Origin of the sequence: Bifidobacterium sp. FKU (assembly GCF_026016385.1) — a bacterium.
GTDB classification, from domain to species: Bacteria; Actinomycetota; Actinomycetes; order Actinomycetales; family Bifidobacteriaceae; genus Bifidobacterium; species Bifidobacterium infantis.
This window is the reverse complement of sequence record NZ_CP092888.1, coordinates 1,188,273-1,215,043: the sequence shown is the minus strand read 5'-3', so window position 1 is coordinate 1,215,043 and position 26,771 is coordinate 1,188,273. Positions and strand designations below refer to the sequence as shown.

General features: G+C 57.2%; 23 protein-coding genes and 4 pseudogenes. 13 read left to right on the top strand and 14 right to left on the bottom strand.

The features are described 5' to 3' along the window. Positions 1 to 514 precede the first annotated feature (514 nt). Positions 515 to 1,777, top strand: a pseudogene (locus MMB48_RS05310) (IS30 family transposase). Positions 1,778 to 1,815: 38 nt separating this feature from the next. On the opposite strand, the gene MMB48_RS05305 reads toward MMB48_RS05310, so the two are convergent. The 3 genes and pseudogenes from MMB48_RS05305 to MMB48_RS05300 all read right to left on the bottom strand — a co-directional run. Continuing rightward, the gene (locus tag MMB48_RS05305) at positions 1,816 to 2,058 is read right to left on the bottom strand and encodes a hypothetical protein (RefSeq protein ID WP_032744192.1); all 243 of its coding nucleotides are present in this window, start codon (positions 2,056 to 2,058) and stop codon (positions 1,816 to 1,818) included. Between the two features lie 454 nt (positions 2,059 to 2,512). Further along, a pseudogene (locus tag MMB48_RS11695) lies at positions 2,513 to 2,701 on the bottom strand (hypothetical protein); the annotation flags it as partial. Positions 2,702 to 3,321: 620 nt separating this feature from the next. Next, positions 3,322 to 3,570: pseudogene (locus MMB48_RS05300) on the bottom strand (DUF961 family protein); the annotation flags it as partial. Positions 3,571 to 3,950: 380 nt separating this feature from the next. On the opposite strand from MMB48_RS05300, the gene MMB48_RS11690 reads away from it, so the two are divergent. Beyond that, complete coding sequence (locus MMB48_RS11690) at positions 3,951 to 4,064, top strand: hypothetical protein (RefSeq protein WP_348519348.1); 114 nt, start codon at positions 3,951 to 3,953, stop codon at positions 4,062 to 4,064. Positions 4,065 to 4,301: 237 nt separating this feature from the next. Continuing rightward, positions 4,302 to 5,495: an MFS transporter gene (locus MMB48_RS05290; protein WP_230581224.1), complete on the top strand. Its 1,194-nt coding sequence runs from the start codon at positions 4,302 to 4,304 to the stop codon at positions 5,493 to 5,495. Between the two features lie 112 nt (positions 5,496 to 5,607). Here MMB48_RS05290 and MMB48_RS05285 read toward each other — a convergent pair whose 3' ends face one another. The 3 genes from MMB48_RS05285 to MMB48_RS05275 form a co-directional block, all read right to left on the bottom strand. Continuing rightward, on the bottom strand, positions 5,608 to 5,820 hold the full coding sequence (locus MMB48_RS05285; RefSeq protein ID WP_234896747.1) for a hypothetical protein: 213 nt from the start codon (positions 5,818 to 5,820) through the stop codon (positions 5,608 to 5,610). A gap of 525 nt (positions 5,821 to 6,345) precedes the next feature. Further along, positions 6,346 to 6,831 (bottom strand): hypothetical protein, encoded by a 486-nt coding sequence (locus MMB48_RS05280; RefSeq protein ID WP_155270627.1) that lies wholly within the window; start codon positions 6,829 to 6,831, stop codon positions 6,346 to 6,348. Between the two features lie 371 nt (positions 6,832 to 7,202). Then, positions 7,203 to 8,156: an Abi family protein gene (locus MMB48_RS05275; RefSeq protein ID WP_012577347.1), complete on the bottom strand. Its 954-nt coding sequence runs from the start codon at positions 8,154 to 8,156 to the stop codon at positions 7,203 to 7,205. A gap of 758 nt (positions 8,157 to 8,914) precedes the next feature. Between MMB48_RS05275 and MMB48_RS05270 the strand changes: the two genes are divergently transcribed. The 3 genes from MMB48_RS05270 (at position 8,915) to MMB48_RS05260 (ending at position 11,413) form a co-directional block, all read left to right on the top strand. Further along, positions 8,915 to 9,520, top strand: a complete 606-nt coding sequence (locus MMB48_RS05270) for a hypothetical protein (protein WP_151497899.1) — start codon at positions 8,915 to 8,917, stop codon at positions 9,518 to 9,520. A gap of 289 nt (positions 9,521 to 9,809) precedes the next feature. Further along, positions 9,810 to 9,965: a hypothetical protein gene (locus tag MMB48_RS05265; RefSeq protein WP_003829548.1), complete on the top strand. Its 156-nt coding sequence runs from the start codon at positions 9,810 to 9,812 to the stop codon at positions 9,963 to 9,965. A 104-nt stretch (positions 9,966 to 10,069) separates the two neighbouring features. Further along, positions 10,070 to 11,413 (top strand): tyrosine-type recombinase/integrase, encoded by a 1,344-nt coding sequence (locus MMB48_RS05260; protein WP_032744195.1) that lies wholly within the window; start codon positions 10,070 to 10,072, stop codon positions 11,411 to 11,413. Positions 11,414 to 11,560: 147 nt separating this feature from the next. Here the strand turns inward: MMB48_RS05260 and MMB48_RS05255 are convergent, their stop codons facing one another. Continuing rightward, on the bottom strand, positions 11,561 to 12,328 hold the full coding sequence (locus MMB48_RS05255; RefSeq protein WP_032744196.1) for a Fic/DOC family protein: 768 nt from the start codon (positions 12,326 to 12,328) through the stop codon (positions 11,561 to 11,563). A gap of 2 nt (positions 12,329 to 12,330) precedes the next feature. Beyond that, complete coding sequence (locus MMB48_RS05250) at positions 12,331 to 12,522, bottom strand: antitoxin VbhA family protein (RefSeq protein WP_004222561.1); 192 nt, start codon at positions 12,520 to 12,522, stop codon at positions 12,331 to 12,333. A gap of 117 nt (positions 12,523 to 12,639) precedes the next feature. Between MMB48_RS05250 and MMB48_RS05245 the strand changes: the two genes are divergently transcribed. Then, on the top strand, positions 12,640 to 12,867 hold the full coding sequence (locus MMB48_RS05245) for a hypothetical protein (protein ID WP_230581225.1): 228 nt from the start codon (positions 12,640 to 12,642) through the stop codon (positions 12,865 to 12,867). An 88-nt stretch (positions 12,868 to 12,955) separates the two neighbouring features. Beyond that, positions 12,956 to 13,846, top strand: a complete 891-nt coding sequence (locus tag MMB48_RS05240) for a hypothetical protein (protein ID WP_032744197.1) — start codon at positions 12,956 to 12,958, stop codon at positions 13,844 to 13,846. 36 nt (positions 13,847 to 13,882) lie between these two features. Here the strand turns inward: MMB48_RS05240 and MMB48_RS05235 are convergent, their stop codons facing one another. Together MMB48_RS05235 and MMB48_RS05230 are read right to left on the bottom strand one after the other, a co-directional pair. Beyond that, positions 13,883 to 14,029, bottom strand: coding sequence for a hypothetical protein (locus tag MMB48_RS05235; RefSeq protein ID WP_014484750.1), 147 nt, complete (start codon positions 14,027 to 14,029; stop codon positions 13,883 to 13,885). Positions 14,030 to 14,294: 265 nt separating this feature from the next. Then, positions 14,295 to 15,482 carry an IS256 family transposase gene (locus MMB48_RS05230; protein WP_012577342.1) on the bottom strand — a complete coding sequence of 396 codons (1,188 nt, stop codon included), beginning with the start codon at positions 15,480 to 15,482 and terminating at the stop codon, positions 14,295 to 14,297. Between the two features lie 161 nt (positions 15,483 to 15,643). On the opposite strand from MMB48_RS05230, the gene MMB48_RS05225 reads away from it, so the two are divergent. Then, the gene (locus tag MMB48_RS05225; RefSeq protein WP_176338716.1) at positions 15,644 to 16,999 is read left to right on the top strand and encodes an IS3 family transposase; all 1,356 of its coding nucleotides are present in this window, start codon (positions 15,644 to 15,646) and stop codon (positions 16,997 to 16,999) included. Between the two features lie 1,335 nt (positions 17,000 to 18,334). On the opposite strand, the pseudogene MMB48_RS11685 reads toward MMB48_RS05225, so the two are convergent. Together MMB48_RS11685 and MMB48_RS05215 are read right to left on the bottom strand one after the other, a co-directional pair. Then, positions 18,335 to 19,123: pseudogene (locus MMB48_RS11685) on the bottom strand (MFS transporter); the annotation flags it as partial. Between the two features lie 94 nt (positions 19,124 to 19,217). After that, complete coding sequence (locus MMB48_RS05215; protein ID WP_080714898.1) at positions 19,218 to 20,099, bottom strand: ThiF family adenylyltransferase; 882 nt, start codon at positions 20,097 to 20,099, stop codon at positions 19,218 to 19,220. 543 nt (positions 20,100 to 20,642) lie between these two features. Between MMB48_RS05215 and MMB48_RS05210 the strand changes: the two genes are divergently transcribed. Then, the gene (locus MMB48_RS05210) at positions 20,643 to 21,218 is read left to right on the top strand and encodes a hypothetical protein (protein ID WP_050496315.1); all 576 of its coding nucleotides are present in this window, start codon (positions 20,643 to 20,645) and stop codon (positions 21,216 to 21,218) included. On the opposite strand, the gene MMB48_RS05205 is transcribed toward MMB48_RS05210, so the two are convergent. Continuing rightward, a complete protein-coding gene (locus MMB48_RS05205; protein WP_230581285.1) occupies positions 21,128 to 21,775 on the bottom strand; it encodes an IS3 family transposase in 648 nt (215 codons plus the stop codon). The two genes, MMB48_RS05210 and MMB48_RS05205, sit on opposite strands and share 91 nt — an antisense overlap. 1,402 nt (positions 21,776 to 23,177) lie before the next feature. On the opposite strand from MMB48_RS05205, the gene MMB48_RS05200 reads away from it, so the two are divergent. Together MMB48_RS05200 and MMB48_RS05195 are read left to right on the top strand one after the other, a co-directional pair. Beyond that, the gene (locus MMB48_RS05200; RefSeq protein WP_032745161.1) at positions 23,178 to 24,746 is read left to right on the top strand and encodes an MFS transporter; all 1,569 of its coding nucleotides are present in this window, start codon (positions 23,178 to 23,180) and stop codon (positions 24,744 to 24,746) included. 266 nt (positions 24,747 to 25,012) lie between these two features. Next, on the top strand, positions 25,013 to 25,648 hold the full coding sequence (locus MMB48_RS05195; RefSeq protein WP_032745163.1) for a TetR/AcrR family transcriptional regulator: 636 nt from the start codon (positions 25,013 to 25,015) through the stop codon (positions 25,646 to 25,648). On the opposite strand, the gene MMB48_RS05190 is transcribed toward MMB48_RS05195, so the two are convergent. Next, positions 25,552 to 26,244, bottom strand: a complete 693-nt coding sequence (locus MMB48_RS05190) for a 4'-phosphopantetheinyl transferase family protein (protein WP_080714899.1) — start codon at positions 26,242 to 26,244, stop codon at positions 25,552 to 25,554. The genes MMB48_RS05195 and MMB48_RS05190 overlap by 97 nt on opposite strands. A gap of 343 nt (positions 26,245 to 26,587) precedes the next feature. On the opposite strand from MMB48_RS05190, the gene MMB48_RS05185 reads away from it, so the two are divergent. Beyond that, complete coding sequence (locus MMB48_RS05185; protein WP_168928604.1) at positions 26,588 to 26,725, top strand: hypothetical protein; 138 nt, start codon at positions 26,588 to 26,590, stop codon at positions 26,723 to 26,725. Positions 26,726 to 26,771: the final 46 nt, after the last annotated feature.

Genomic DNA, 26,771 nt, shown 5'->3' with positions numbered 1-26,771 from the left:
ATCACGATACATTCATGGTGCGCCACTTATCATCCGAGCAATGAACAGTCTTTAATACTGTATTTATGTAGATAATCAGATTCCTTGTATCGGGTTTTGCTTACAGTAGATTCTTCCAACACTCCTGTCCTTTGAAAACTACAAACATTCACCGCTAGTCGCCTGCGCTTCCATCCATCTTCGACTCCTCCTGAAGAACGGCATGGGCCCATTCCAAACGCCGATCGGCGGATCATCGAGATGCGTTCCCAGCATAAGAGGCTCCCCCACCGCCTTGCGGTCACACGTTGCCTTGCCGGCCTGGACTACTCCGCGTCCCCGATTCAATAGATGCGTCCCACGGCCTTGCCCGTGACGCCCATCACCCTGCGCAAGCCGAGCGCCCGGCGCAACCAGACGTCGCTCACCAAGGACAAGATAGATCGACTCGTGCCATTGCCCCCCCCCCGAATACTACCGGCCCGGCGGGTTCTAGTGATCGTTGCAACACCTGACCTACCGCAAGGAGGGTCAGGTGACCAGAAGCCACCGAAACGAAGACCGTGGCGGGGAACACCGTTGGGCGTTCAACGGCGTCGAATATCCGACGAGGAAGCTGATGTGCGAGGCGAGACGCGCCGAGTACGTGCGCCTGCTGGACGAGGAAGGCATGAACTTCACCCAGGCCGCGCACGCGGTCGGCGTCTCGAAACGCACCGGCAAGGCGTGGCGCAACGGCAGGACGCGCGCCACGGGAAGGAACGAGAAACCCCTGGTGGACCGGTATCGTTCCACCATGGACAAACCCAGGACCCTCCATCCGCGCCACCTGAGCCAGGAGGAGCGCATCCAGATCGCGGACCGTCTGCGTCTGGGCGATTCGATCCGCGCCATCGCCCGCCTGCCGGGCCGCGACCCCGGCCGGTCGGCCGCGAGGTCGAGCGCAACAGGAATCCCGAGTCCGGCGGTTACGAGCCCTGCCGCGCCCGGCAGAAGGCCGCGGACCGGCTCAAACGCCCCAAACCGCGCAAGACGGCCGAGGACTGTGGGACGAGATCCTCGCCGGGCTGCGCAGGCATTGGAGCCCGGAGCAGATAGCCAACCGGCTGAGGCTGGACTTCCCGGATAATGGGGATACGCACGCGAGCGTCGAGACGATCTGCCAGGCCATCTACCTGCAGGCCAGGGACGAACTCAAGCAGGAGCCGAAACGCGCCATGAGGCAGGGGCGAACCGCCCGCAGACCCCAAGGCGGCCAAGGCCGCAAACCCCGTTCCCGCGAACCCATGGTCATGATCTCGGAGCGACCACCGGAGATCGAGGACCGGGCGGTCCCGGGCCACTGGGAGGGCGATCTCATCACCGGCAGCCGCAACAAAAGCGCCATCGGCACGCTCGTCGAGCGCACCACCAGGTTCACGATCCTGCTGCACCTGCCCGACGGGCACGACGCCGAACACGCCCGGCAGGCCATCATCGACAAGATGCAGCACCTGCCCGAACTCCTGCGCAACAGCCTGACCTGGGACCAGGGAGCGGAACTCGCCCTGCACAAACGGATCGGCGCCTCGCTGGACATGGCCGTCCACTTCTGCGACCCGCACTCCCCGTGGCAGCGCGGCACCAACGAGAACACCAACGGGCTCCTGCGCCAGTACTTCCCCAAAGGCACCGACCTATCCGTCTACCCGGAGGACTACCTCGACGCGGTCGCCGAGGAACTCAACGACCGGCCACCAAAACCCTCGGGTTCATGAAACCAAGCGAGAAGATCATCGAACTGCTCGACGCCGCGTGATAACCTCAACAACCGACAACGTGACCATGGAAGGCCGCTCAAACCTCAGGTGTTGCAACCACCACTAGAATCCGCCTTATCGCCAAATCCATCAGGCTCTTGTACCCGGTCTGGAAGTAGCTGTTCGGACTGGAGGACTGCTTATCATCACGATCCGGCTTCACGGATCCGCCGTAGAACGTATTCTTCCCGACGGCCTGCGTCACCATCCTGGGACCATCACGCTCGATGGCCTCACGGTGTTTTTCCAATATCGCGCTTCCACCGGTGATGGAGGCCATGGAATCAACGATGAGCCCGACAAAACATCACCAGCCCCTCGCAGGACACACGCCGTAAATCGTGTCCGACTCGGACAAATATGCAGCTAGAATCTCTTCTTCACCACATTGACGACCAAGTGGCCCACCTTGCTGACGACCGTGGGACCGTATTTCTTGGCGAAGGCAGGGGCTCCGGTATCACGTGTCTGCATGAGGAGCACAGAGCTTACCCGGAAGACGAAGCTTCCTGAGGTTCTGCGTCAGTCTTCATCTTGAACGGGTTCATCTTCCATTTCCTCATCGTCAATTGCGAAGACTTCGTCGGAGATACTGATTCAGCAATCAGGAGACATGGTCATTGACATGTCTTTGCTCCCATCCTGGTCAGCACCCGTATGGGCCCATGAACCTGAATCCGTTGAAATGCATCATATAATCGGGAGTGTCGGCACACCAAGTATGGTTATAAAGTGTATGCGGAAAGCGTCAAGCCGTTCTCTAACAAGCTGAGATGTTCCCAATCGGTACGCACGAGCTGTTTTATATTCAGTAGCAGAAGAACCGCCACGAACAAAAACAGAAACGTCCCTATAGAAAAATGATAGACAAGGTGTTCGTCGCCGGCACTGATACGGTGTCTTTTGTTCCAAATCTTTTGCATAAATCAATCACTCCTTTCTGAGTACAATAAAGAGCAGTCAACCCTAAGACTAACTGCTATGTATGCATAGATATGAAATTGCGAAACTGGAAGTTATCGCTCTGACATATATCTCTGTATTTCATCAGAGGTCAATTTTCTTATTTGCGTATTTGCATATTCTCTGTATTCTTCAATCATGAAAACAGGTTTCATATCTTTGCAAGTTTTTCCTTTGTTCTTCTTTAGATATAACAGCAAGTCCTCACCGTCCGCAAAGATTTTGTATGAAAGTCTGCCATTCTCACTTTTCAGTTCGTAAATACCACATGACTTTTTAGTACTATAATCAGCAGTACGCAAATATAATTTCGCTATCTCTAACGATCTAAAAGGGAAATTTCACCGTTGTAATCCACGTTTGGGGTCATGCTCAATGCAAATACACCTCCCGCAAGTCCCACAGATGTATTGTGTATGATTTTCTAAACAATCTAATGGATTTAAAAGTGGTGTTATTCTATTCTCGTCAACATAACATTCCATACACATTTCAGATTCACTCCTTCTGCAACTTCAAATGCGTTGCTTCCTTCATACCCATATTATAACAGTTCCATATATCTGCTACAATAAAAAATCTACCCACCAAATTTATTTTTCGGTTGTCCCTGCGGTGTATGGTTCCGTGGATTGCCTGCGTTCTTCAATACAATGTCCTCTGCTTTTACATACCAATCCGCATCTGCACCCGTATAGGTCTTTCTTGATACCGTATCGGCTCCGGGATTGACAAGCTCCACAACTGCATTATACGGAAATCCCCTTAACGGTACTTCTGGCGGTACAGACACGGGAATAATTCCACCATGCAGACTACAGTTTAAATCAGGCTCTTGTGTTGTTTTCGTGGGTGGTGGTTCGTCGGTGAGCCGTTGAATCCCAAATGGTCGTCGAGGATGTGCCGGCTGACGATTCCCCGTTGTGTCCCGCTCCCGCGCCGGTGGTCCGGGTGCGGTGCCGGAAGGCGGCACCCCGGTGTTCGCGCTGCGGACGCAAGTGCCCTGAGTACGACGACGGGGGCGGCGAACGGCGACGGCCCATCGACCAAGCCGGGGCCGGGCTGGAACGATGGATCTTCCGGGCCTCCCACAGCCGCATCCCCAAGATCGTCGAACCATGCGGGAAGACCCACGGACGCGAGGACGACATCCTCGGGACCATCTGACTCGGCCACTCCAACGCCGGGCCCGAGGCATTCAACGACAAGATCAAGATCACCATCCACATGGCCTACGGCTTCCGCCACGCCGACAACCTCATCGCCATGATCAAACTCCGATGCAGCGGCCTACCCATCCACCTACCAACACCCATCCTCTAGCCCACGAAAACAGCAGAAGGCTCTCAAATGTATAGCGACGAATATCGCACCTTGTGATTCGACGTATTTTACAAACTCCAATCGTCTGGAGGATTTTGTTAAGGCTATGGGATTTAATATACATAGATCGACGTATACCGGTTCTTTGTTTATGTAGGGGAATGATTGATGGTTCGGTTTGCCTGTTTGTATAATGCGCTTATTTATCTTGGTGCCGGATGTTTTTCGGTCTACTATATGGTGGCCTATCATGATGTGGGCCTGTCGGTGCTGCTGATCTCCATCGTCAATGTGGTGTTCGACGTCAGCGAATCGGCCAGCGAGCTGCCCACGTCCGTGCTGTTCGACCGGTGGTCCCGGGAGCGGACGCTGATCATCGGCGTGTTGTGCCGCGTCGCGGGATTCATATTGATGCTGTTCTGGTCCACGAACTTCGCCGTGCTGTGCCTGGCCAACGTGCTGGCCGGCATCGGGGCCGCGGTCGAAAGCGGCGCGGCGTCCTCGCTGTACATCGAATACGCCAGCAAGCACGATCCCTCGCTGGGTATGAAGACCTTGGTGTCAAGACTGTCGGCGATGATCGGTGTGTGCACGATATGCGGCGGTGCGGTCGGTGCCGTGCTGTTCCTGCTTGACTCCCAGCTGATCTGGCTGGGCGCGACGGTGTTCTACGTATTGGCGATCACCCCGCTTCTCGGTCTGATGAGGGCCGGGTCGCGCACCAAGGCCGCAGCGACGGATGGGAGCGGGACGACGGAACGGCAGGCCGAGGCGTCCGTCGAATCCGATGGATCCGCCGAGCCGGGCGAGTCCGGGACCTCGCTGACGGTGTTGGATCATGTCAGGCAGACCGTGGCGGCCGCGGCCGTGCTGCTGCGGAAGCCGGAGATATGGAATATGGTGGTGTTCAATCTGGGTACGTTGTCGGTGCTGACGTTCTGGCAGCTGCTGCTGATGGGCCACCAGACCGGGGTCTGGTGGCAGTTCGCCGGCCTAGTGTTCACTAATATCGCGCAGATCGTCGGCAGTCGTCTGGGTATGCTGCGGCTGCATCCACGTTCCGGCGACATTGCGATCCTCGTGCTCATCGTGTCGGCGGTGGTGCTTGCGGCCACGCCGATGCCGGCGGTGAGGATCCTGGCGTTCTTCGTGTTCTCCTGCGCGCAGATGTACGTGGCGAACACGATCTCCAGCAGCTTGCACGAAAGCATTGACGATTCGATCCGCGCGACCGCGTTCTCCGTGGGATCGCTCGTATTGATGGCCTTCACCGCGGTCGTCACCCCGCTGTGCGGCTACATCGCCGACACGTTCTCGATTTCCTGGGGTACACTGACGACGATCCCCCTGCTGGTGGCCCTCCTCATCGCCGGACTTGCGCGAAAGCCCGAATCCGACAAACGGGTAAAAGTCGATATTTCGTTGGATTGAGACGTCAAGGGCTTGCGGACACGATGTCCGCAAGCCCTTGACGTCTATATGCCATTCATTCATGGTTGGAATGCGCTCCTCCTACGCGTGCGGTTGAATGGTTAGTCCATCGCTATCGTCGGAGGGTGTCAGGGCCGAAGATGAAACCGTCTGTTCCGGGTGCGTGATCCAGGTGGAATGGATTGGCAACGGTGTACGACTTGTCGCCGGGTTTCACGTCGTCCGTGTCGAATTCGTTGGAATCCTTGTCGAGCAGTGGGCCGTCCAGCGAGGCGGGACAGTACACGGTGACGTGCCAGTTGCCGTCATCCATGGGGACGAGCACGGTGTAGTGCTGGAGACCGTCTGCCGCGGCATCCCTTATGGATGATTCCTTGATAAAGGAGTTCGGGGGGCGGGTAACAAAAACCCGGAACCGAAGTTCCGGGTTTTTGTCTGGCTCCTGCGGCTAGGCTTGAACCAGCGACCGTCCGATTAACAGTCGGATGCTCTGCCAATAGACAACGGGCAATTCGACTGCCATGTCAGGTATGGTAATCTCGAACCAGCCAGAAGATCGATAAGCCAAATTACCTGCGACTGAAGTGAGGACGGAATCATGCGTAGCGAGTCCCCTGGTCTGTTGTATTGCGCGGGTGCGTTAATCGCAGTGGCCTCCTGGGCTCTTTTCATGTTCTCGAAAGAAGTCCATCGGAAAGGCCGAACAGTATCCATCCTGAGATTGCCCGTCATTTGGATACTGTTCCTCGTGAGTTCGGCGCCGGCTCTCGCATCATATCCGGTTTTTGAAATATACTCAGGATCCATGGATCCAGATGTCCTCGATTTCTACAGTCAGCCATTCATACGGCTACTGCCAGCAGCGACCTGCATAGTGAATCTGTGCGTATCGACATGCTGCTCCATTGCTCTTGTCAGCAAGCGCAGAAAAACCGAACATCGAAAAATCTGAACCACAGCGTTCGAGATGAGATGCCATGGAAAAACCGCTGTTTCCGCTGGCCTTGGTGCCGCTAGCCGTCGGATTGGTCCTGATATCCGTCGTGATCGGATCCAAAAACCGGGAAGAGAACGCAAAAGGACTCTTCTGCGTGTCTTCTCGGCGCTCATGGTCGTTGCCGGCGCGTTGATCATCGCGAGACAACTCGTATGACGCTTCACGCTGCGGCTCGGCTTCCCGGCTATCGGCCGCGGCCAGTCCACGGCTCTCCGCGCCATTCCCGCAATCACGTCTCTTCCCCGGTCTCAAGCCCATGAGACACTTGGAACCATGGCTACCATTATCATGCGCACCTCGCATGATAATCCTAACCAACTGTTTTTGGCTTTGTTCCAAGGCTTTCGATTTTTGGGAAACCTACCGATTACCCTCGTTTCTCCACGAGGCACCTACAGGCACCCAAGAATAATCCGGGAACGTTCCACCACCCTGCCGGCGCTCAGCGTCTTCGCCGACCGGCACAGAAAAGTGCAATACCCCCTGTGGTTTCATGATGTTCCGCATGGGTGGTGCCCAGAAGCATTCACCCGGCAGCATGTCTCCATGGCGGACAATAGACAGAACGATACGCAGCCCGTGCAACCGTCCCAGCCGCCAATGGCATCCAAATCCATCCCGAATCCCACAGGCCCATTGCAGACAGCCCAGATCAGCTGGCTCATGGTCCAAAGCCGCCTGCGACGCCACCGTCCCAATAGCAGGAACGGTCAGCTGCGCAGTATGATTTCCGCCCTGTCGGCCAGTTCCCGTTCGCGCACACCCATGGCAGACAGGATCGCTTGGCTCCGCGATGGCATGGTGGAGGTCACCCGTGCGACCAATGCGGAGAAGCGACCGAACAATTCCAAGTAATCGTCCTTGTCAAGCAAATAACCAAGATCCCCGATGGCCTGATACACGTTCTCGTTAGCGCGCCCATCGTACCGGGCACAATAGCAGCGCTCGTCATGCGCGCACAGGTTGCGGTAGAACACCAGTCTGTTGAAGATGCTGTCCAGCCGCTTGATGGTGATGCGCCGTGGCCTGTCGTGCGTGTCCGCATACAAACCGGTGAAACTTTCGGCGACCGCCAATCGGACGGCCGGGGACTGGACTTGGAAGAACCATACCGTCTGGCCGAAGGAAAGATCGTTGGCCAGCACCCACAACGGGACCTGGCCGTTGTGGTCTTCCATGCAATGGCGGATATACGCCTTGCCGCCATAGTCGCCCCTGTTGCGCGGGTTGCCGTCCAACTCAAGTATCCGCTTGAAGACCTTGTCGATCAATGCCATGGCGCTCGGACGGCACCTGGAATCATAATAGTCGGGATTGAGATACGGGTTGACCTCGTCGGGGTGCAGCCCGGTGAACTCATGCGCGCACACTGCCTTGAGCGCGGCCTCCGCCCGTGTGATGGAGGAAAACAACAGTTCACGCAACTCACGGTCGAACAGGAACAGGGCGTACAGATCATCGAAACGCGCGCCCGTTCCGTACCGGTCATCACCAGCGGTCAGGCATGCCTTTCGGTCGAGGAACAAATCCTTATAGCCATTGACGATCGGATAATAGCCCTCGCGCCTGAGCACATGACCCGCACCGGCATCGACGGCCATGCCACGGGAGCGCAGAATGCGCAGCTGTTCGTTCACACTCCTGTAGGGCTTGCGCAACGACATGGGTCCGACCTCCCCCAATCCAGCGATGAAAGCACTGAGGCCACCCCGCGTCCACGGAATGGCCTCAGCGAACCGAACGAAGTCCAGCTTATTTCGCTGTTACAGAATAGCGCCAATCCCCCGCGAATGCAACCCAGCCAGACGGCGGACGATATAATGAAACCTCCATATCATCATTCCAGAGGCACACGCCGGTCCATCAAGACCACCACCAGAAAAACCCAAACGCCCACAAAGGAGAAGACGCGCGCCTCCACGAGGCCTGTATGACCCTCGCTCTTTCAAGCGTCTGCACGAACCGGGCGAAGTCGTAGATGCCGTATGTCGTACATCGATGATGTCGAGTCCCCAAGCAGGGTGCTCGTGGCTCTTCACCAAGAGGCTGGAACACTTTCTCGTCGATGCCGCAGGAGCGACGCAAGCCTTCCGCTCCTTGAACTGGGCCTGGCCTCTCCGGCAAGCCCTACTACAATAGGACTCACTCCTCCGCAGTTCGAGAATCGAGTCAATATGTGCCGAATTTGCCACATTCTTGCAGGTCTCCTAGTGTGTGCCGGACTCCTACGCACAGTAAGCGGCTTTATTTTTGACTACCTGCATCCAGAATACGTGTCTAGCTTTCCTTCATATCTTTATTTTTTACGAGCGGTTCCCTTCCTTGTCGCTGCTGGTGCTATCGAAACTATTTTATTCCTGACAAAAAGGAGAAATAAATAAAGAAACTCAAACAAATTGTCACTGCTCAAGTATCTGTAATATTGGCTGGAACTGTGACAGTAAATGCGTCGGCAGCAGAATCTATCGAAACTCCCTATAGGAGTCCTACCCTATCCAGCTTTCCGTCTAATGCTTCTCTGGAAGATCTTGAGAAAGCCTCAGATAACGAAGATCTGAGAATTATCTCATCTCCTTCTCGGGGTGCTAATTACAAAACGTGCGCTGCAGAGGCTGTAGCTTTACTGCAGATTTATTCTACTACAGGATCCGGCTCGTCATCTAGTTTCACGAATCTCGGTCATTCTTGGCTTATGATCACAAACCTGTCTGGTTCTACGGCAGACATTGCTGGGATTAACGTTGCTGATGGTAAATCTATAACAGCAAGCACTTGGGATGAATCCGTAGATGTCAGTAGAGAATATAAGGGTCTGTGGCTCAATCTTGATTCGAAGCTTAATTCCAATGGTATTAATCTTCAGAATGTTTCCATTCAATTACCCTTAAGGCAAATTGATTTAGATACAGTGAATTCAATATTAAAAATAACGATAAATGGGGCTATCTTAACAACTGCTCTACTTTCGCTTCAAAAATTTGGAATTCAATTGCTAGTGACAGCAGTAAAGTTGACGCTGGAGCCATGAATACACCAGCCAGTCTAGCAAAAAGTATTACAAAAGTTGGTGAGGCAGAATCATATACATTGTTAAAGTACAATACTTCTTCACCGCATTACGATTCCGTATATTACGGCTATCCTCCCATAAAGAGTAATAACAATAATTAGACAACCAAATCTGTCCGGTAAAGCCAGACTAGTTTTATCTATAATGTGAGCCGCAAGTGTTGGCATAGCGCTTGCGGCTCATACGCACGATAAGCAAGAGCCACAGCATTCCCACCCGGTCTCAAGCCCATGAGACACTGGGGACCATGACTACAGTTATCATGCGCACCTCCGAAGGTGACATGCGCATGATGCTTCTTCTTTGGGATGTGACATCAGGAAACAGATCACTGAAGATTGTTGAAATTCCAGTCAAAACCACTCCAAGAGCCCTGAACAATCCCGATTTTCCCGAAAGATAGAATCCCCACGGTCGAAGGATAGCACCTTATTCAAAATCACCGGCGTAGGCAATTACTCTTTCTTCTAATGGTTTTTCAAGAAGTAGAGAAAGACAAAACAACCGATGTCCAATGGAGACAGGAAAAGACGGAAATGGGGATGCGTCGTCGCCTGCAAGGACGCGGACGGAAGGATCGTCTCCTGGCAGGCCCGATACCAGAGTCCCGTCAATCCCAGGCAAAGAATCTACCGCCGATTCGGATTGGAATTCCAGACCGAGGCGTACCGCTGGCTCGACGAGGAGCACGCGCTCGTCATCGACCATAAAAAGGGAATCCGCAGGTGGACGCACCCGTCTGCAAGGACGATGCACGGCAGGGTCCTGTTCTCCTCATACGCGACGCGTTTCGTCGCCAACCTGCGGAAGAAGGACGGGTCGGAGCTGAGCGGCAGAAGCAAGCGGATCCAGAAGGCGGCGTTGGACAAACTGCTCCCCTGGTTCGGCGAGACGCCCATGTGCGACATCACCGAGGAATTCGTCAACGAATGGTACGCGAAGGCATGCGACGAGGTGCGTCCCTCCGCGCTCGAGCACGCGGTCTGGCTGCTCAAGCGCCTGATGAGGGCCGCGACCGAGCGGCAGCCGGACGGAGGTCCGCCGCTATTGTCCTCGAATCCATGCAATCTCGTCACGAGGAAGAGACCGTCCAAAAGACGCGAGCAGGCGCCGATGACCAGGCAGGAGATCGACACGCTGGTCGAGGGCTTCCCGGAATACTACCGCCTGTCGATCCATCTCGCGCTGCTGGTGGGCGGGCTGCGCATCGGAGAGGTCTGCGGACTGCAACTCAGGGACATCGACCTCGACCACAGACTGCTGTACGTGCGGCATTCCGTGACGCAAGGTCCGGACGATCTGGGCGAATACCGGCTCGACGAGACGAAGACCCCGGAAAGCCACCGAGTCGTACCCATCCCCGCACCGGTCTGCCGTCTCATCAGGGAACATATCGACAGGTTCTGTCCCGACAGGGATCCCGACACGATGCTCTTCCACGCGATCAGGCACCCGGAACGGGTCCTGAACCCGACGACGATCCAACGGCAGTTCCGCACCGCGAGGAAAAGAATCAACCGCGAGGACGTGACGTTCCACTCCCTGCGCGCGACACACGCGACGATGTTCATGATCCAGGGCGGCACACTGCGCGAGACCATGGACGAGCTCGGCCATGTGGACGTCGACGTGGCCGTCCGATGCTACCAACGCGTGGTGCCGAGACACAGGCGCGACGTCGCCGAACGACTGGCGCTCGAATATCTCCCCGCCGGGGATCCGGCCGGCATCAAGGCGCAGATAGCCCAGAAGGAAGAGGAAATCGACCAGCTGCGACAGACCGTCGCCGGACTCCGAAGAAGACTGGAAGAGCTCGAAGACGACGGAGACGGGCGGAGCCAGTCCGGATAAGCATACCCAAAACCGAAAAACCGAAAAACCGAAATAATGAAAAACCAAAACCGGTGGAGACCGGCATCAAACGGAACAGGCCCACGCATCTAAGCGTTGCGGCATCTGCCGTCGCAACACTTAGATACGTGAGGCGTTATCCGAAAATCATCTCGACCTGTGCCTGAGTTTCGGATTTTCCTGCCCTGGAGGAACGATGGCACGCTGATAGGAGTAATGCTCGCACACATGTTGTCTCTGCTCGAGAGACATGTCGTATGCCGTGTTCGCCGGTTGCGCATATTCACCAAGATGGGCCAGATCATTCGACATGGTTAACGGTTCTGACAACGGCTTGACGATTCTTCTGAACATATCCTCGAGAGGACGCAGATCGTTTCGCTGCATCCCCGCGATCGAGGCTTGATCGTTCGTCCTTTTGTCGATGAGTCCCCAGTCGAAATGCCAGCCGGCCTCGCGCGCGATGATCTCCCAGAAAATGCGTTGCGTCCGTCCGTTGCCCTCACGGAACGGGTGAAGGATGTTGAAGTTGTTGTAGCTGACGCTCAGACGCTTTACGAATTCGTCATGGCCGAGACCCTTGAGAAGATCGTCGGCGCGAAGCACCTCCTCGGAGTAGCGAACCCCCATGCTGAACAGCTCCAATGGCTGGAAGGGAAGTCCCTCGCCCTTGCCCATGTCGATGGTTCGTATCTCCCCCGCCCAGTCGTACACGTCCTGAAAGAGGAACCGGTGTATGCGGCGAAGCTGTTCCAGCGTCCCCTCCGCAGGAGGGAGATCCTCTCTCAGAATGGCGGCACGGGCGGAGCAGAGATCGTTCTCCGCAGCCGCCAACGCATCCTCGTCCGTGGCGCCCACAAAGTTCCGCAGCACGTTCGTTCCTGGAATCAGGTAGGGATCGAAGACACGCTCCATCGTCACTCCAATCCGTAACGGCGACGGGTGCGGGAAAGAAGCTCGGCGCTGCCGATGCTCCCCCGCGCATATTCTCCGGCATCGCGTATGAAGGCCCTCGTCACGTCACCGCCTTCCAGCCGCACGGACTGCACCGACAGTCCGACGTTCTCCGTGCGGCGGCGCATCTCGGATTCAGATATCGTTCCGAACATTGCACCTCCTTTTCTCTTTAGATTCTAGCAAAACCGACGGCCCTTAGACGGAGCCGCGCCTGATTCCGCTCCTAAAGTCCTTCATTCCAGTCGCAATCCTTTCGCCAGATGCCACGCATGACACGTCAGGCACGCCACCGCACCGTCATCGCCCAGAAGGAGCATCAGATCGGCAAGCTCCGGGACGAGGTGGAAAGGCTCAGGAAGATCCTGCTGGAGCGGGATACCGGAACCGGTGAAAACCGGGAAACCGTTTTACCTAAAAACCGAAATATCGAAAGAACTTCATACCGAAAAACCGGGATATGGAAACACTGGAAAACCGAGACAAGGAGAAACCGATGAACGAGAAGACCCGCGAACCGATGGTGATCGCGCTTTGAGACTGCTTATATCGTTTTGGACGGAATGAGCGTCAATCAGAAAGTTATGTATGATGGTTTCGCTTATTTATCTCGGTAAGGAGAATCCCATCTCATACAAGACAGTATTCGGCATGGACGGTTTCGATAGACATGACACCGATGGAGGAAGCCAAACCGCGGATTCAGCCAGCGATATAAAGGTGTATCCTGAGTCCGCTTCGGGATGTTTGGTTAACGACTTGGGCAAGTTGCTGAATATGAATCCGGATTTCTATAGACGACGGATCCGCCGCATTAGGACGGCCGCGATTGCCGTCGGGCTGAGTGCCATTTGCCTGATTGCCATTTTCTTGATTCCAGATGATTCGAATCCGGTTTTCCAGAATTTCTTCAGCGCACTGTTTGGTTTCTTCCTCGGGTTGGCCTCTTCTGTATATGAGAAATTCCGCAAATGGGCCGACCGAGTTAATCAGACCATGAAAGACGCTGAAGGACGTATGCCGATATGGGAAGCCATATATAAGAATTCCATATTCTACGATGAATGTTTTATAACGCTTCCGGCAGCACGCGTATCCCCAACCTGGGCACAAAGAGCATGGATTAAAATCAGATTCCCCTCATTGTCGCGCAAGTGGCATAAGTATTTTCGCAACGGAATGGCTGAACCAGGTTTGAAACCATTACCATTTCCGCTTATCTATGACTCTTCGCAGAGTGAGCAAAAGAAGTTCTCGATAAGATGGCGCCATTGGTTCAATAAGAGGGAATGCAGAAAGCAGCTTCATTACTTGGAGTCGCTGAGCCGATGCATCTTCATACTCGAACCGTATCAGGCGACTCTTGATTATCTACTGGCCTATTCGCCCAAGATAATCGGGAAGGAAATTCGTAAGGATAAAATTCTGAAGGGATACATTCCAGTTAATGACGAAGTCTACGTTTACCAAAAAATGTAGACAAATAAGCAATACCGGAATACGGAAATACTGAAATCAGTAAATACCAAAAAACAATATACCGCAATCGGATCCACGTGAATCCAGGACGCTTTTTTCAGGAACGCGGTCAAGAACACGGTACGGCACCTGACGGTGGTAGGCGACCACCTTGTTCTTTCCCATCCATTCCAAAGTCGGCATGACCTGTTCTCCTCGCTACTTCATGGAATTGGTATACTCAGAGTATATCGGCCTAATGGCTCATATGACGCGCGGGCGAAAGTATTCTGACCGACGCGCAGTGGGATTCAATCGTTAGGGATTTCCTACAGCGAATGGCATGACCGACGCGGACGATGAGAGCGTGACCTAGGTGGCGATCCGTTACAGCCTGTCCCAGAACGGCAATGGATAACGCCCGAATTCTTGCGCAAAAGCGGTTCGGCCCGTTGCCGGGAGGACAACTTCAGTCGGTTGATTGCATGATGCCGTCGAGCCGGGACATGTCCAGGTAGCGGCGTGCGCTCCATTGGTTGGCGGTGACGTAGCGGATCCTGGCGCAGACGAGCATGAGCGCGCTCCTGCCGTCCGGGAAGCTGCCGACCACTCTGGTGCGCCGGCGGATCTCGCGGTTGAGCCGTTCGATCATGTTGTTCGTGCGGATCCGCCGCCGATGCTCGACGGGATAGTCGTCGAGCAGGTAGGTCGTGGTCTCGCTGATGCCTTCCCTGAGGCAGGAGGCGGCGGCCTTCAGCCCCTTGGACTCCATTTCGGTGGCGACCTGTTCGGCCTTCTCCAACGCGGCCTGCCGGCTTTCCATGGCGAACACGGCCTTCAGGGCGGACGCGGCCCATGCCGCGTGCTTGTGGCTGACCTTGGACAGGACGTTGCGCATGAAGTGGACCATGCACCGCTGGTAGCGCGCGTCCGGCAGCATCGAGTTCACGGTGGAGACGAGCCCGGCGCACCGGTCGCCGACCACGAGCCGCACGCCCCTGAGACCGCGTTCGATCATGCTCCTGACGAACTGCTCCCAGCTGGCCTTGTCCTCCTTCATGCCCTCCGCGACGCCGACGACCTCACGGTGACCGGTGTCGTCCACGCCGATGGCGACCAGCACGCTCACATTCTCGACCGACCCGCCCCACGTGCGCTTGTGCCACACGCCGTCCACGAACAGGTACGGGTACGAATGGGCCGCCAGGGGACGGTTCCGCCATTGATCGATGTCCTCGTACACGCGCTTGAGCTTGTCGGAGAGCGTCTGGGAGGGCATCCGCTCGCCCCACAGCAGGCGGCTGATGTCGTCGACCTGACGCGTGCTGACGCCGGCCAGGTACATGTCGATCAGCGCCTCCTCGACGCTCTGCTCGCGACGCCGGTAGCGTTCGATGACCGCCGACTCGAAGACCGCGCCCTTCAGCTTCGGCACCCTGAGCGTCATCGTCCCGGCCTTCACGGTCAGGTTCCGCTCGTAGTGGCCCGCACGGTAGGCCCTCCGACCGGACGCACGCTCGTATCTCGCGGCCCCGGTGATCTCGTCGGCCTCCGCGTCCAGCATCGCGTTCAACAGCTCCTCGCCCTTCCGGGACACGAGACGGTCCAGCTTCGTCTCGAGCATGTTCTCGTCGACCTGTAGAATCTGGTTCGACATGGTTCGTCGCCTCTTTCCATAGCGGTTTTATGTTTGGCGACTGAAATCGTACCCCGGCGACGGACCATGTCCCTTCATTCAGACCTCAACCAAAGTGCGCAACAAACCGGGCGTTAGGGGCTGCGGACATTTTCTTGGAGACTGAACGAAAGGATTATCATATGTTCAGTCCCGAGGAACGACAGCGCGTGGTGGAGCTGTACTTCACCACGCCGATGACAACGGCCCAGGTGGTGAGGCATCTGGGCTATCCGACCAGGCAGTGCCTGGAACGCTGGCTGGCAAAGGATCCCCGGTATGCTGGCCATATGGCGAAACCGATCATCCCGCTGGAAACGAGGACCAAGGCGATCGAGCTGGTGCTGGGCGGCATGCAGCAGAAGCAGGCCGCCGAACGGCTCGGCGTGAGCGTCGGAGCTGTCCACAACTGGGTCAAGGCGTATCGTGAGGGCGGCATGGCCGCGCTGCAGCCCAGGAACAGGAACGCCAGCCAGACCAACAAGCCCGCGCCGCGACGAAGCCGGAATGCCGGGGACGGCAACGATGACGTGGAGGCGTTGCGCCGCAGGGTCGAGGAACTGGAACTGGAGAACGCGTTGATGCGGGAGGTGGTTGAGGTCGTAAAAAAAGACCCAGGCGCCGACCTGCGGCGCCTGTCGAACAGGGAGAAGACGCTGCTGATCGACCGGTTGAGGCCGGCGTATTCGCTCAGCTCGATGACATGCTTGCTCGCCATCGCGCCCAGCAGCTACCACTACCACCACGCCCGGCTCGCCATTGACAAATACGCCGGTGTGCGCGTCAGGGTGGCCGAGGCGTTCGCCGCTTCCAAGGGCAGGTACGGGTACCGCCGCATCAAGGCCATGCTCAGGACCGGCGTCTCGGAGAAGGTGATCCGCCGGATCATGGCCGAGGACGGGCTCGTGGCGCACGCGCCCAAACGGCGCAGGTATAGTTCCTACGAGGGCGAGACGACGCCGGCTCCCGACAACCTCGTCAACCGCGAATTTACGGCCGAACGGCCGAATGAGAAGTGGCTGACGGACATCAGCGAGATCAAGGCCAGGGACGGGAAGGTGTACCTCTCGCCGATGATCGACTGTCACGATGGCAAGATCGTCGCGTACACGGCCGGTTTCAGTCCCAACGCGGAGCTCGCCAACAGGATGCTCGTCAAGGCCGCGGAAACGCTGCCGGAGGGGGTGAAGCCCCTGGTGCATTCCGATCGCGGCTGCCATTACCGGTGGCCCGGATGGCTGGACCTCATGGAACGGTACGGCCTGACGCGGTCAATGAGCGCGAAGGGCTGTTCCCCGGACAACGCCGCCGCGGAGGGGTTCTTCGGTCGAATGAAGACGGAATCCGTCTATCCCGAGCATTGGGAGAAACGCACACGCGACGAGGTGCTCATCCTGATCGACGATTACATCCGCTGGTACAACCACGAGCGCATCAAACGGTCGCTTGGTTGGATGAGTCCTGTACAATACCGTCAAAGCCAGGGAATGGCTGCGTGACCATCTCCAAGAAAATGTCCGCAGCCCCTTATCTCGGGAAGATCGTGTCCGATATCCGCCGCGGGCATCCCATCGCCGGACACGCCAGAGGTATACGTGAATAGTGTGTTTACACACTGTTCGAGAATAATACCCTGACATGTCAACTAACGCAACGTTTACTGGGATGACGGACAAGAAGGTTGGTTCCTATCAGCTCATAATGACGTTGCCGACTGCTTGATGGTGGTTGTGGCGCTTGTTTGTTCGATTCCGCCGGTGCTGGGTCGTTTTCGTCTGGCTGAACGGCGGCCAATCTGGGAGTTCGTTCTGGTAGACCTCGTCGGGCCATAATCTCCCAGATTCTGCGGGAGTTTACGCTGACTTCGGGAATTCGCCGCTGAACTCCCGTGCCGGACGCGGGAGTTTACGAGAATCCGGTACTCTCATGCATAATCTCTCAACAAAAACGTTGGAATTCCGCGATTCTCAAAAATCGACCTTGAAGCCGTTCCCGGGAGAACTTCGCCGGATTCATGTTTCGCGCTAAACTCCCGCGCGCATCCGGAAGTTTTCATAGAATCGGTCGCGCAAACGGACATCCGGATTTCTCAATTTCTCCCGGGATCAGCCTCTTCCACCGAGTTTTCCAGACCACAATCTGAAAACTCGTGATTTGAGCCTGCTGAATCGAGATTTTGAGTTCTTCCCAAACTGACTGCCGCAAACTGACCGCACTCATCGTCCTGTCAGCGCAGCCGGTTTGCGGAATGGAAGACGTGTGCGGAGAGCAGCGCGCAGCGATGCATAGTCCCCATGGTTGGTGGCCGTCCGCGGCTACTCCAGCGGTGTGCGATCCCACTGGTCGGCGCGTGGAATGGTGCGCAGGCTGCGCGAACTGACGATTAGCAGCATACTGACGAGCATCACCGCCCAGAACACCAGCATAGTCCCGCTGAATCCGAAAGCGGGCAGCAGACTTCCGGCCGTCGCTGAGCAGAACGCGGACAGTGCCTGGGCCGGTACGGTAAGCGTCACGGTGATACGCCCCTGCATCGCGTCGGGCGTCTTACCGAAAATGAACCCGAGCTGCAACGCGTTGATGATCGGGAACGGCAGGCACATCACGGCGTTGGCGATAAGCAGCACCCAGTAGTTGTCGGTCAGCAGCATCGGCAGCGAAGCGATGCAGATGAACACGAATCCGCAGCATGTCACCGGCCCGACCGGTGCGGTATCGCTGATCCGTCCGGCGATGAACGCACCCGCCAGCATCGCGAGGAATACGCCCGTATTCACGAATCCGATGAGCGTCGCGTTCACGCCGGTGCGCATCAGATGCAGCTGAATCGCATACTGGAAGCCATTGACCCCGAAATTCGCCAGCGCGGACGACACCATCGTCAACACCAGCATCCTGCGGTGCAGCGACCACGACCATCCTTCGGCGAAATCACGGAAAAATGACGCGCCGCCCGCTTTCCCACCGTCATCGTCGCTATCGCCGTTGCCGCTATCGCTGCCGTTCCGCGGATTTCCGCCGACTCGGATACGTGTCGCAGCCACGCCTGCCAGCAGGTACATGACCGCAGCCGACAGGAACGGCAACCACGGGGCGATGCCGTACAGCAGGCCGCCGACTGGGCTGCCGGCCATGTTGATGGTCGCGTCACGGCCTTCGTTGAGACTGCGCGCTTTCGGATATGAGCGAATATCGACGATGGATTTGAGCATCGCATCCGAGGCGGGGCCGAGAAACCCGTTGACCGCAGACTCGAACACCGCGATGGCAAGCAGCACGGGGAAGACCAGCTTGCCGGCCATGAGCAGCGCAGCGACTGACCCCCAACAGATGACGCCCGCTGTCGCGTTCACGATGATCAGTGTCTTGCGATCGTGACGGTCGGCGAATGTCCCGCCGAACACGGCGGCCGCCTGCTGTGCGATCGCGGCCAGCGAGCCCAACCAACCCGCTGCTGTGGTCGATCCGGTGAGCTTGTATCCGATCAGAGAGACCGCCAGATACCGCAGGGCCACGCCGATGGCCGTCGCGCTGTCCGCCGTGAACCATGGCACGTAACCTGGGATATCCCACAACCTGCTTTCGCGCACAGGAGCAGAAACGAGCTTTAACGAATTACTCATCTAATAATTTCTCCATACCCTACCAGTACTGGAATCCTACAGAAGATTAGGCGGCACTGGTTCTTTACAAACTTGCTCAGTATGCCAAGCATAATCATATATATCGATAACCCTTTTCTCCATAATGAGCAGGACAGCAATGACATCGATAATCTTCAACCTGTTCCGCTACCAACGATCCCAATGTTGAACATAATCGATAGCTAAGCTTACCGGACTCATGGTGCAGCAATAGCTTGCCTTTGATTGCCAAGTGTGAAGAAATATAGTCATATTTATTGTTCGGATAATAGAATTCAGGCAAACTTACCGAATTACCAAAATAGCCTGGATTAACAATGAACGCTATATCTTTCTTATCACATGAGTAGTTAATCATCCTTGCGACTTCGGTGGTGCTTGGAACGTCTGCCGCTTGAATTACTAAGTTGATTTTCTCTCGGTCAATTAATTCATCAAGTTCACTATGACAAGTTATCATTTTATCAATGCTATCTATAGAAAGACATCTTGACGCCCTGGATTTCAGCACATCAACCTTTTTCTTCCCAATGTCTGTTCGCACGTAATCCTGACGGTAAATGTTGTCTACAGTGACAACATCATGATCGACCAAAGTAATATGTTCCAAAGCAAGCATTGAAATCTGCCGATAAATATGACTTCCAATAGACCCGCATCCGAGCAGCAGGCATCTAATTTGTCGCGGCTCAGCGTGTTCGACACGCAATACGTCCAAACTGACAAGTTTGTCAATAGCCGCTCGAAGAGAAGAACGCGTAACAGCTGGGAATCTAATCTCAATCGACTGAATATCTGCTGGAGATTCCAAGAACTGTAACAGATCAAACGTCATTTGTCGATACGGTAAACGGCAAATTGTCCCCCGCTGCCCGAGCACAATTAACAGATAGCCTTGACCATTGTCATATATTGACACAGCATCAGCGAGTCTATATCTTATTTCATCAGTCATTTTTACTCCGAAAAAATCATTCGGGGCGCAGACAAGTGTTACTCATCCACGCCCGAATGAAGTCATTCAGCTATTGATACCAATACTGATATCAGTGAGAATCGGCGCTGAAATCACCGACACCTCACCAAGATCAAAATCATATTGATTTGATGTCTGAATCATTGTTACCGCCCCCTTTCATTACAACTGAAAGGTAGCACTTATCGAGAAGAATGACACATACAATATGCCAGCAGAGAACACGTATAGAACAAAACACAATTCCCCATCGGAATCAAGCAACACTTGGTTATTGCACTGAGCCAAGACAATTTGCTGGACAGGCCAGTCGGATCCGGCATCCTCGTGCGCGCCGCCCGCGGCGCGCACGTGTACCGGCTGACCCGTCATTTCTCGGACACGAAAAGCCACGGGACGCAACCTCGTCCTTGTAGACTATGGTCTGTTGGAGTTGACGCCGCTCCTGCGCCAGCGGACCAGTATCGCCCCTCCGTCGTGCGGTCGAATGCCGCAGCCGGCGGGGCAAGGAAGGAAGAAGTCATGCTGAACCCGTCTCTCACCCAACGGATCAACGCGTTGCCGGATACGCTCAGCCGGCTCATGTCCGACCCCGCGGTATCGGAATCCATGGCCCGTGCGGACGAGTCGAAGCGCAGGCTTACCCGGCTGCTCCCGCTTGACGGCGTGGAGCAGTCGGCCATCGACGAGTACCGCAGGGACTGGCTGGCGCGATACGTCTATAACTCGAACGCGATCGAGGGATCCACGCTGTCGCTGAAGGATACCGAACTGGTCATGGAAGGCGAGTTCGTCCCCACGGACAGCCCTGCGCGGTATATCTTCGCGGCGCGTGGTGTCGCCGACGGCATGGCCTATGTGGAATGGTTCGTCGACCGGAGGCATCCGCTGGATATCGACGTGATCCGCAAGCTCCACGAGATCACCGCTGTATTTCGTCAAGTCGGTGTTTCGTGTTGGGGCTGGTGCCGTTTTGTTGGACTCGTCGTTGATTCCATCACCACCAATCATGCCACAAGACCGAGCTCGCGTCGACGATCCATGATGCTCATGCCGAACTCCGTCTTGATCCGCCTGTCCCGGTACCAGACCATGTAGTCGTTGAGCATGTTGATGAACCCGTCCATCGAGACGCCCGCGAAGCTGCGCTTGTGGAAGAACTCCTGCTTGAGACGGCCGAAGAACCCCTCCGCGGCCGCGTTGTCCGGAGAACAGCCTTTCGCGCTCATCGAACGCGTCAGGTTGTTGTCCGTGCAGATGCGGATCCATTCCGGCCACCGGTAGTGGCAGCCGCGGTCACTGTGGATGATCGGCTTCTCTCCGTCCTTGAGCGTGGAGCAGGCGTCGGTGAGCATGCCGTTGGCCAGCTCGGCGTTCGGGCTCGTGCCGATCGTCCAGGCGACCGGCATGCCGTCGTAGCAGTCGATCACGGGCGACAGGTAGGCCTTTCCCGCCAGGATCGAGAATTCCGTCAAATCCGTGACCCACGGCATGTTCGGCCGCTCGGCGTGGAAATCGCGGTTCACCAGGTTCTTCGGCGCCTTGGTGAGCTCGCCCTTGTACGAGCTGTACCGCTTCGCGCTCCTGGACAGGGGCACCAGGCCATGTGAGGTCATCAGCCGCATGATCCGTTTGGCCGATACCCTGACGCCCATGCTTTCCGGCTCCAGGTGGATCCGCTTGTACCCGTAGCGGCGTTCGCTGTTCCCGGAACGCCTCGCGCACGAGCTCCGGCAGCGGCGCGTCTTTGTCAGGACGTTTCATGGACTTGAGCTGGTAATGGTACGTGCTGCGCGCGATGCCGACCACGGGCAAGAGGCTCCTGGCCGTCACGCCCAGCGTCTCGCTAACGGTCTTGACGAGGAGTGTCTTCTCTCGGCTGGCCGGGTTTTCCGGGTCTGCGCCCGGCTCTTTTCCCAACAGCTCCAACGCGCCCTTCCGGATCGCGATCTCGATGTCGAGTTCCCTCTTCTCCCGTCGTTGCCGTTCGACATCGGCGTCCAACTCGTCCAGACGGGCCTGGAGCTCCGCCACTTTCCTCTCCATCGACGCCAACGCATCCGCCGGACCGGCCGCGTCCGACGCGTTCGGAGCCACGGTCGGCTTGACGGACGGCTCCTTGGATTCCACGACGGTCCTTCTTTTCCCGGATCCGGACACAGTCGCCTCCTCGGATTTCGCGAGCATCTGCCGTTTCCATTCTCGCACAGTCGCGTCCTGCACGCCCAGTTCGGCTGCCGCCTCACGCGATTCCGGCCGTCCGGACGCGACCGCGACCACCGCCTCGCGTTTCAGCTCCTCGGGGACCGGACCGTGCCTCAACTTGCGTTGGCCGGGCGCGAGCTCGTCGATCCACGCCATGAGCAGTTCCTTGCTTTTCGGATAGCCGAGCATCCGCATGGTGCGGCCGGGCCGTCTGCCGTATTCGAGGTAATGGTCCACCGCGGCCCGTTTCTGCCCGTCCGTGTACCGCCTGTAGCGTTCCCCGCGCCCGGAGGGAACGCCGGTGCGCTCCTCCTCGAGCCGGTCCGCGTACCACGACAGCAACACGCCCTTGCTGGGATAGCCGAGCTCGCGGATCACGTCGGCGGCGCAGCGTTCGTATTTGATGTACAGGTCCACGGCTCTGTCGCGCTGCTCCCTGCTGTACTTCGCCATGAGGGGGTTCTCCTCCCGGTCAGGGAGTCCAAGAAAACGTCACCACCTCGAACTGCGGAAAAACACTGCTCAAAATGCGGGCGGCAACTTGCCGAAACACACATCAAAGCGACCGCACGAACTCTCCGCCCGGAAGCGGACGGCGCTGATTTTGGAGGACCCATCGGCCGTGGCATTCCCGGGCCCGGAACATGCCATGGGGTTTGCGGACCCCGGGCGACGCCGCATGGCCTTCCCGTTCCCGCGCCACGGGCGGCGGCATGGTTCATGGCGCCGACGGTGGGTCCGTCCGCACGCGGAGCGCTTCCAGGCCTCGCTGACGGATGGTGGCGATCCCCCACGGAGAGGAGTATTGTTTCATTTGTAGATAACATTGTTACACAGTAGGAGAGCATTGATATGCAATCTGAACGTTCGTTGATTCCCACCCCCATGCCGGTCCGGAGACACGCACGGTCCGGGAACAGGGGGCTGGCCCTCACCGCCCTGTGTCTGGCGGTGCTGCTGGTCGTGATGGACAACACCATCGTCAACGTCGCGATTCCCACGATGAGCGACGCGTTGAACGCCTCGTCCACGGACCTGCAATGGGTGGTGGACGCCTACACGCTGTCCTTTGCGGCGCTGCTCCTGCCCGCCGGCAAACTCAGCGACCGATGGGGAAGAAGACGGATGCTGCTCGTCGGATTGGCGGGATTCGCCGTGGTCTCCGCAGCCACGGCCTTCTCCTGGGCCCTGTGGCATCTGGTGACGCTGCGCGTGGTGTTGGGGGTCTGCGCCGCGCTGATCTATCCGGCGACGCTGTCGTCAATCATCGTCATCTTCGAAGGCTCCAGGTACCGTAGCCTGGCCGTTGGCCTGTGGGCGGCGACATCAGGGGTCGGCATCGCCCTGGGCCCGATCATCGGCGGCGTCCTGCTGGAGCACTATGCGTGGAATTCCATTTTCTGGGTGTGCTCCGTCATCGGCGTGGTGGCGCTGGCCTGCATCGCGGTGGCGGTGCCCGAGGTACGGGAGTACCGTTCCGAGAGGTTCGATTTCCCCGGCACCGTGTTATCGGTGGCCGGCGTGGGCCTGCTGGTGTGGGGGATCATCGAACGCCCGACTTACGGCTGGTTCTCCTGGCAGGTCATAGGCGGCATCTGCGCGGCCCTGATCATACTTGCGGTGTTCGCGGCGGTCGAGGGGCATACGCACGCCCCGCTCATCGATGTCGGCCTGTTCCGAAGGGCCACGTTCACGAGCAGCACCTGCGCGATCTGCGTCGCGTTCTTCTGCCTGTTCGGCTTCATCTTCATCACCACCCAATGGTTCCAGGCATTGCGTGGATACACCGCATTGCAGACGGCGGTCGCGACGCTGCCCTTCGCGGTGGTCATGGCGGCGGTCGCCCCGTTCGCCACGCAATTGGCGAAACGTTTCGGATACCGGTCGGTCGTCTCGACGGGATTGCTGTTCCTGTCGGCGAGCATGTTCGTGGTCACGCGTGTCGACGCCCATTGCAGCTACTGGTTCGTGGTCGTACCCACCATGGCCCTGATGGCGGCCGGCATCGCCCTGATTCAAGGGCCCGCCACGGACGCCCTGATGAGCACCGTTCCGGAAAGCTCGACCGGCGCCGCATCGGCCGTCAACGACACGATCTGTGAGATCGGCGGCACGCTGGGCGTCGCCGTCATGGGGTCCGCGATCTCCTCCGTCTACCCCGACGAGCTCTCGGACTCGTTGTCCGGACTGCAGATCCCGTCTTCCATCGCGAAAGCCGCGGAGGATTCGGTGATGGCCGCGAAATCGATCCTTCCGCACCTGCCGGCAGGCATCCGACAGACCGTGGAGCAGTCCGTCTCGACCAGTTTCATGAGCGCCACGCATGCGGCATGCTGGATCGCCTGCGCCCTCGCATTGGCGTTCGCGCTGCTCTGCTGGATCACACTTCCCAAACACGATTCAGGCAATCTCCCCCAATAGAAAGGAACATCCATCATGAAAGACGACGGACGGATCCCACGGATCAAGGACACGGATATGACGGACCGTCTCCTGACGGCCGGCGTTCCCCGACATGTCTTGGCTCGGTGGCAATCTCAATGCGGTGGGACCAGCCATCACACCCATCGAGGCGCGGTCCAAGAGCGTGGCTGGACCTTCGACCCCACCCATCATGGGACGGTGCAGGGATCTACGGGCCGGATGGCGTTTTTCATCCGTAACGGCGGGATGATGCGGAGAAGCATATGAGGACTATTCGGAAAACGACAAAAAGCCAGCGGACGCCCACCACCGAGATCAGGGGCCTCATACTCGACGCCTCGAAACGAATCATCGAAGAGGACGGCTATGACGCCTTCACCATCCGGCTTCTCTCGGAAAAGGCGGATGTGTCCCCCGCGAGCATCTACCGGCATATCGGCGACAAGCAGGCCGTCATCGACGCTCTCATCAACGACAGTTTCCAGACGTTACGGGAGAAGCTCCTGCGCGTCACCACTGAGGATCCCCTGCAAAGACTCTACGATGCGGGAGTCGTATACCGCGGGCACGCCAAGGCGTCGCCCGGCATCTACGCCCTGTTGTGGCGATGGCATGCGGGCGAGGCTTCGGAGGCATGCCTCGCCGCCATGACCGAGCTGGTGCGCTGCGGGCAGGCCGCGGGAAAGATCCGGAGGGATGACCCGCACCTCATCGCATGGTCCATATGGTCCGCCGTGCACGGATTCGTCCAATTCGAGACACGACCCGAACATGATACGCCCGTCGACGATGACGATGCGGCCTATTCCTTTCTGCTCCGGCTGCTCATTCGAGGGGTCCGCGCCCCTGAGACGGTCTCCGAGGGAACGGCGACCATCGCGGATACCAGCCGATCGTAGAATCGCCATTGGCCGCGCAACGCCACATCCCGTCTCACAGCGGCGAACGTTCCATCCGCCTTCAGGCTCACGGATACCTTACGGAAGTCCCCCGTCCCGTCCAATGCGTACAACGCCTTCGAGGCGGCCTCCTTCGCGCAGAAGGCCGCCCTACGTTCCACCGAGGAGGCCATACGCAATGATGCGAGCTCTTCGGAAGAGAACACGAACCGCATGATCCCGTCGGACAATCCGTCCGAATCGTCCACGTCCACTCCCACGGCACGGATTCTTTCCGCCGACGCCACGGCGGCGACGCACAGCGACGGACAATGCGACAGCGATCCCACGATGCCGGACGGCCAGAGCGGTTCACCATCCGAACCTTTGAGTATGGGCCCATCATGGCCGATACGTCGTAAGGCCTCGTGGGCCAAAAGACGCGTCTCCGTGAATTCCCTTCTTCGTTTGGCCGTGGCGTTCCCGACCAAGGCCCGCTCACCGTCGAACAATCGCACGCGGCGCGTCCCCTCCCCCGAAATCAGCACCTCGCAGCCGGAAGCGAGCAGCGGCCCGAACAGGCAAGCCCGTCGCATCATGAGGTCTGTGCACATCATGGAGACTCTATCTACCGAAACCCACAAACCCAGCAACAGCAAGGCTTTCTACCAATTCCCAGAATGAGTGTACCACTCTGTTCGCCGCTCAAAGCCCGCCAGAAGGAAATTTGCGCTTTTCCGTACCTTCACGCCGACAAGAGGTGTCACGATTACCTATATCTCCCATACTTTCTATGTTTTCTTAAAAACAATCTATACATCTAGCAGAACCGGGGAGGGACCGTGGTAGGGGGCTGCGGCATGTTGTCCCGGCTATTGCCCACGCCCATTCCCAGCTCTCCGCGCCATTCCCGCAATCACGTCTCTTCCCCGGTCTCAAGCCCATGAGACACTTGGAACCATGACTACCATCATCATGCGCACCTCGCATGATAATCCTAGCCAACTGTTTTTTGCTTTATTCCAAGGTTTTCGGTTTTTGGGAAACCTGCCGGTTACGCTCGTTTTCCACGAGGCATCTACAGGCACCCAAGAATAATCTCATTCTTCTGTGCATATCAGCGGCTTACCGACGCACACGAAAG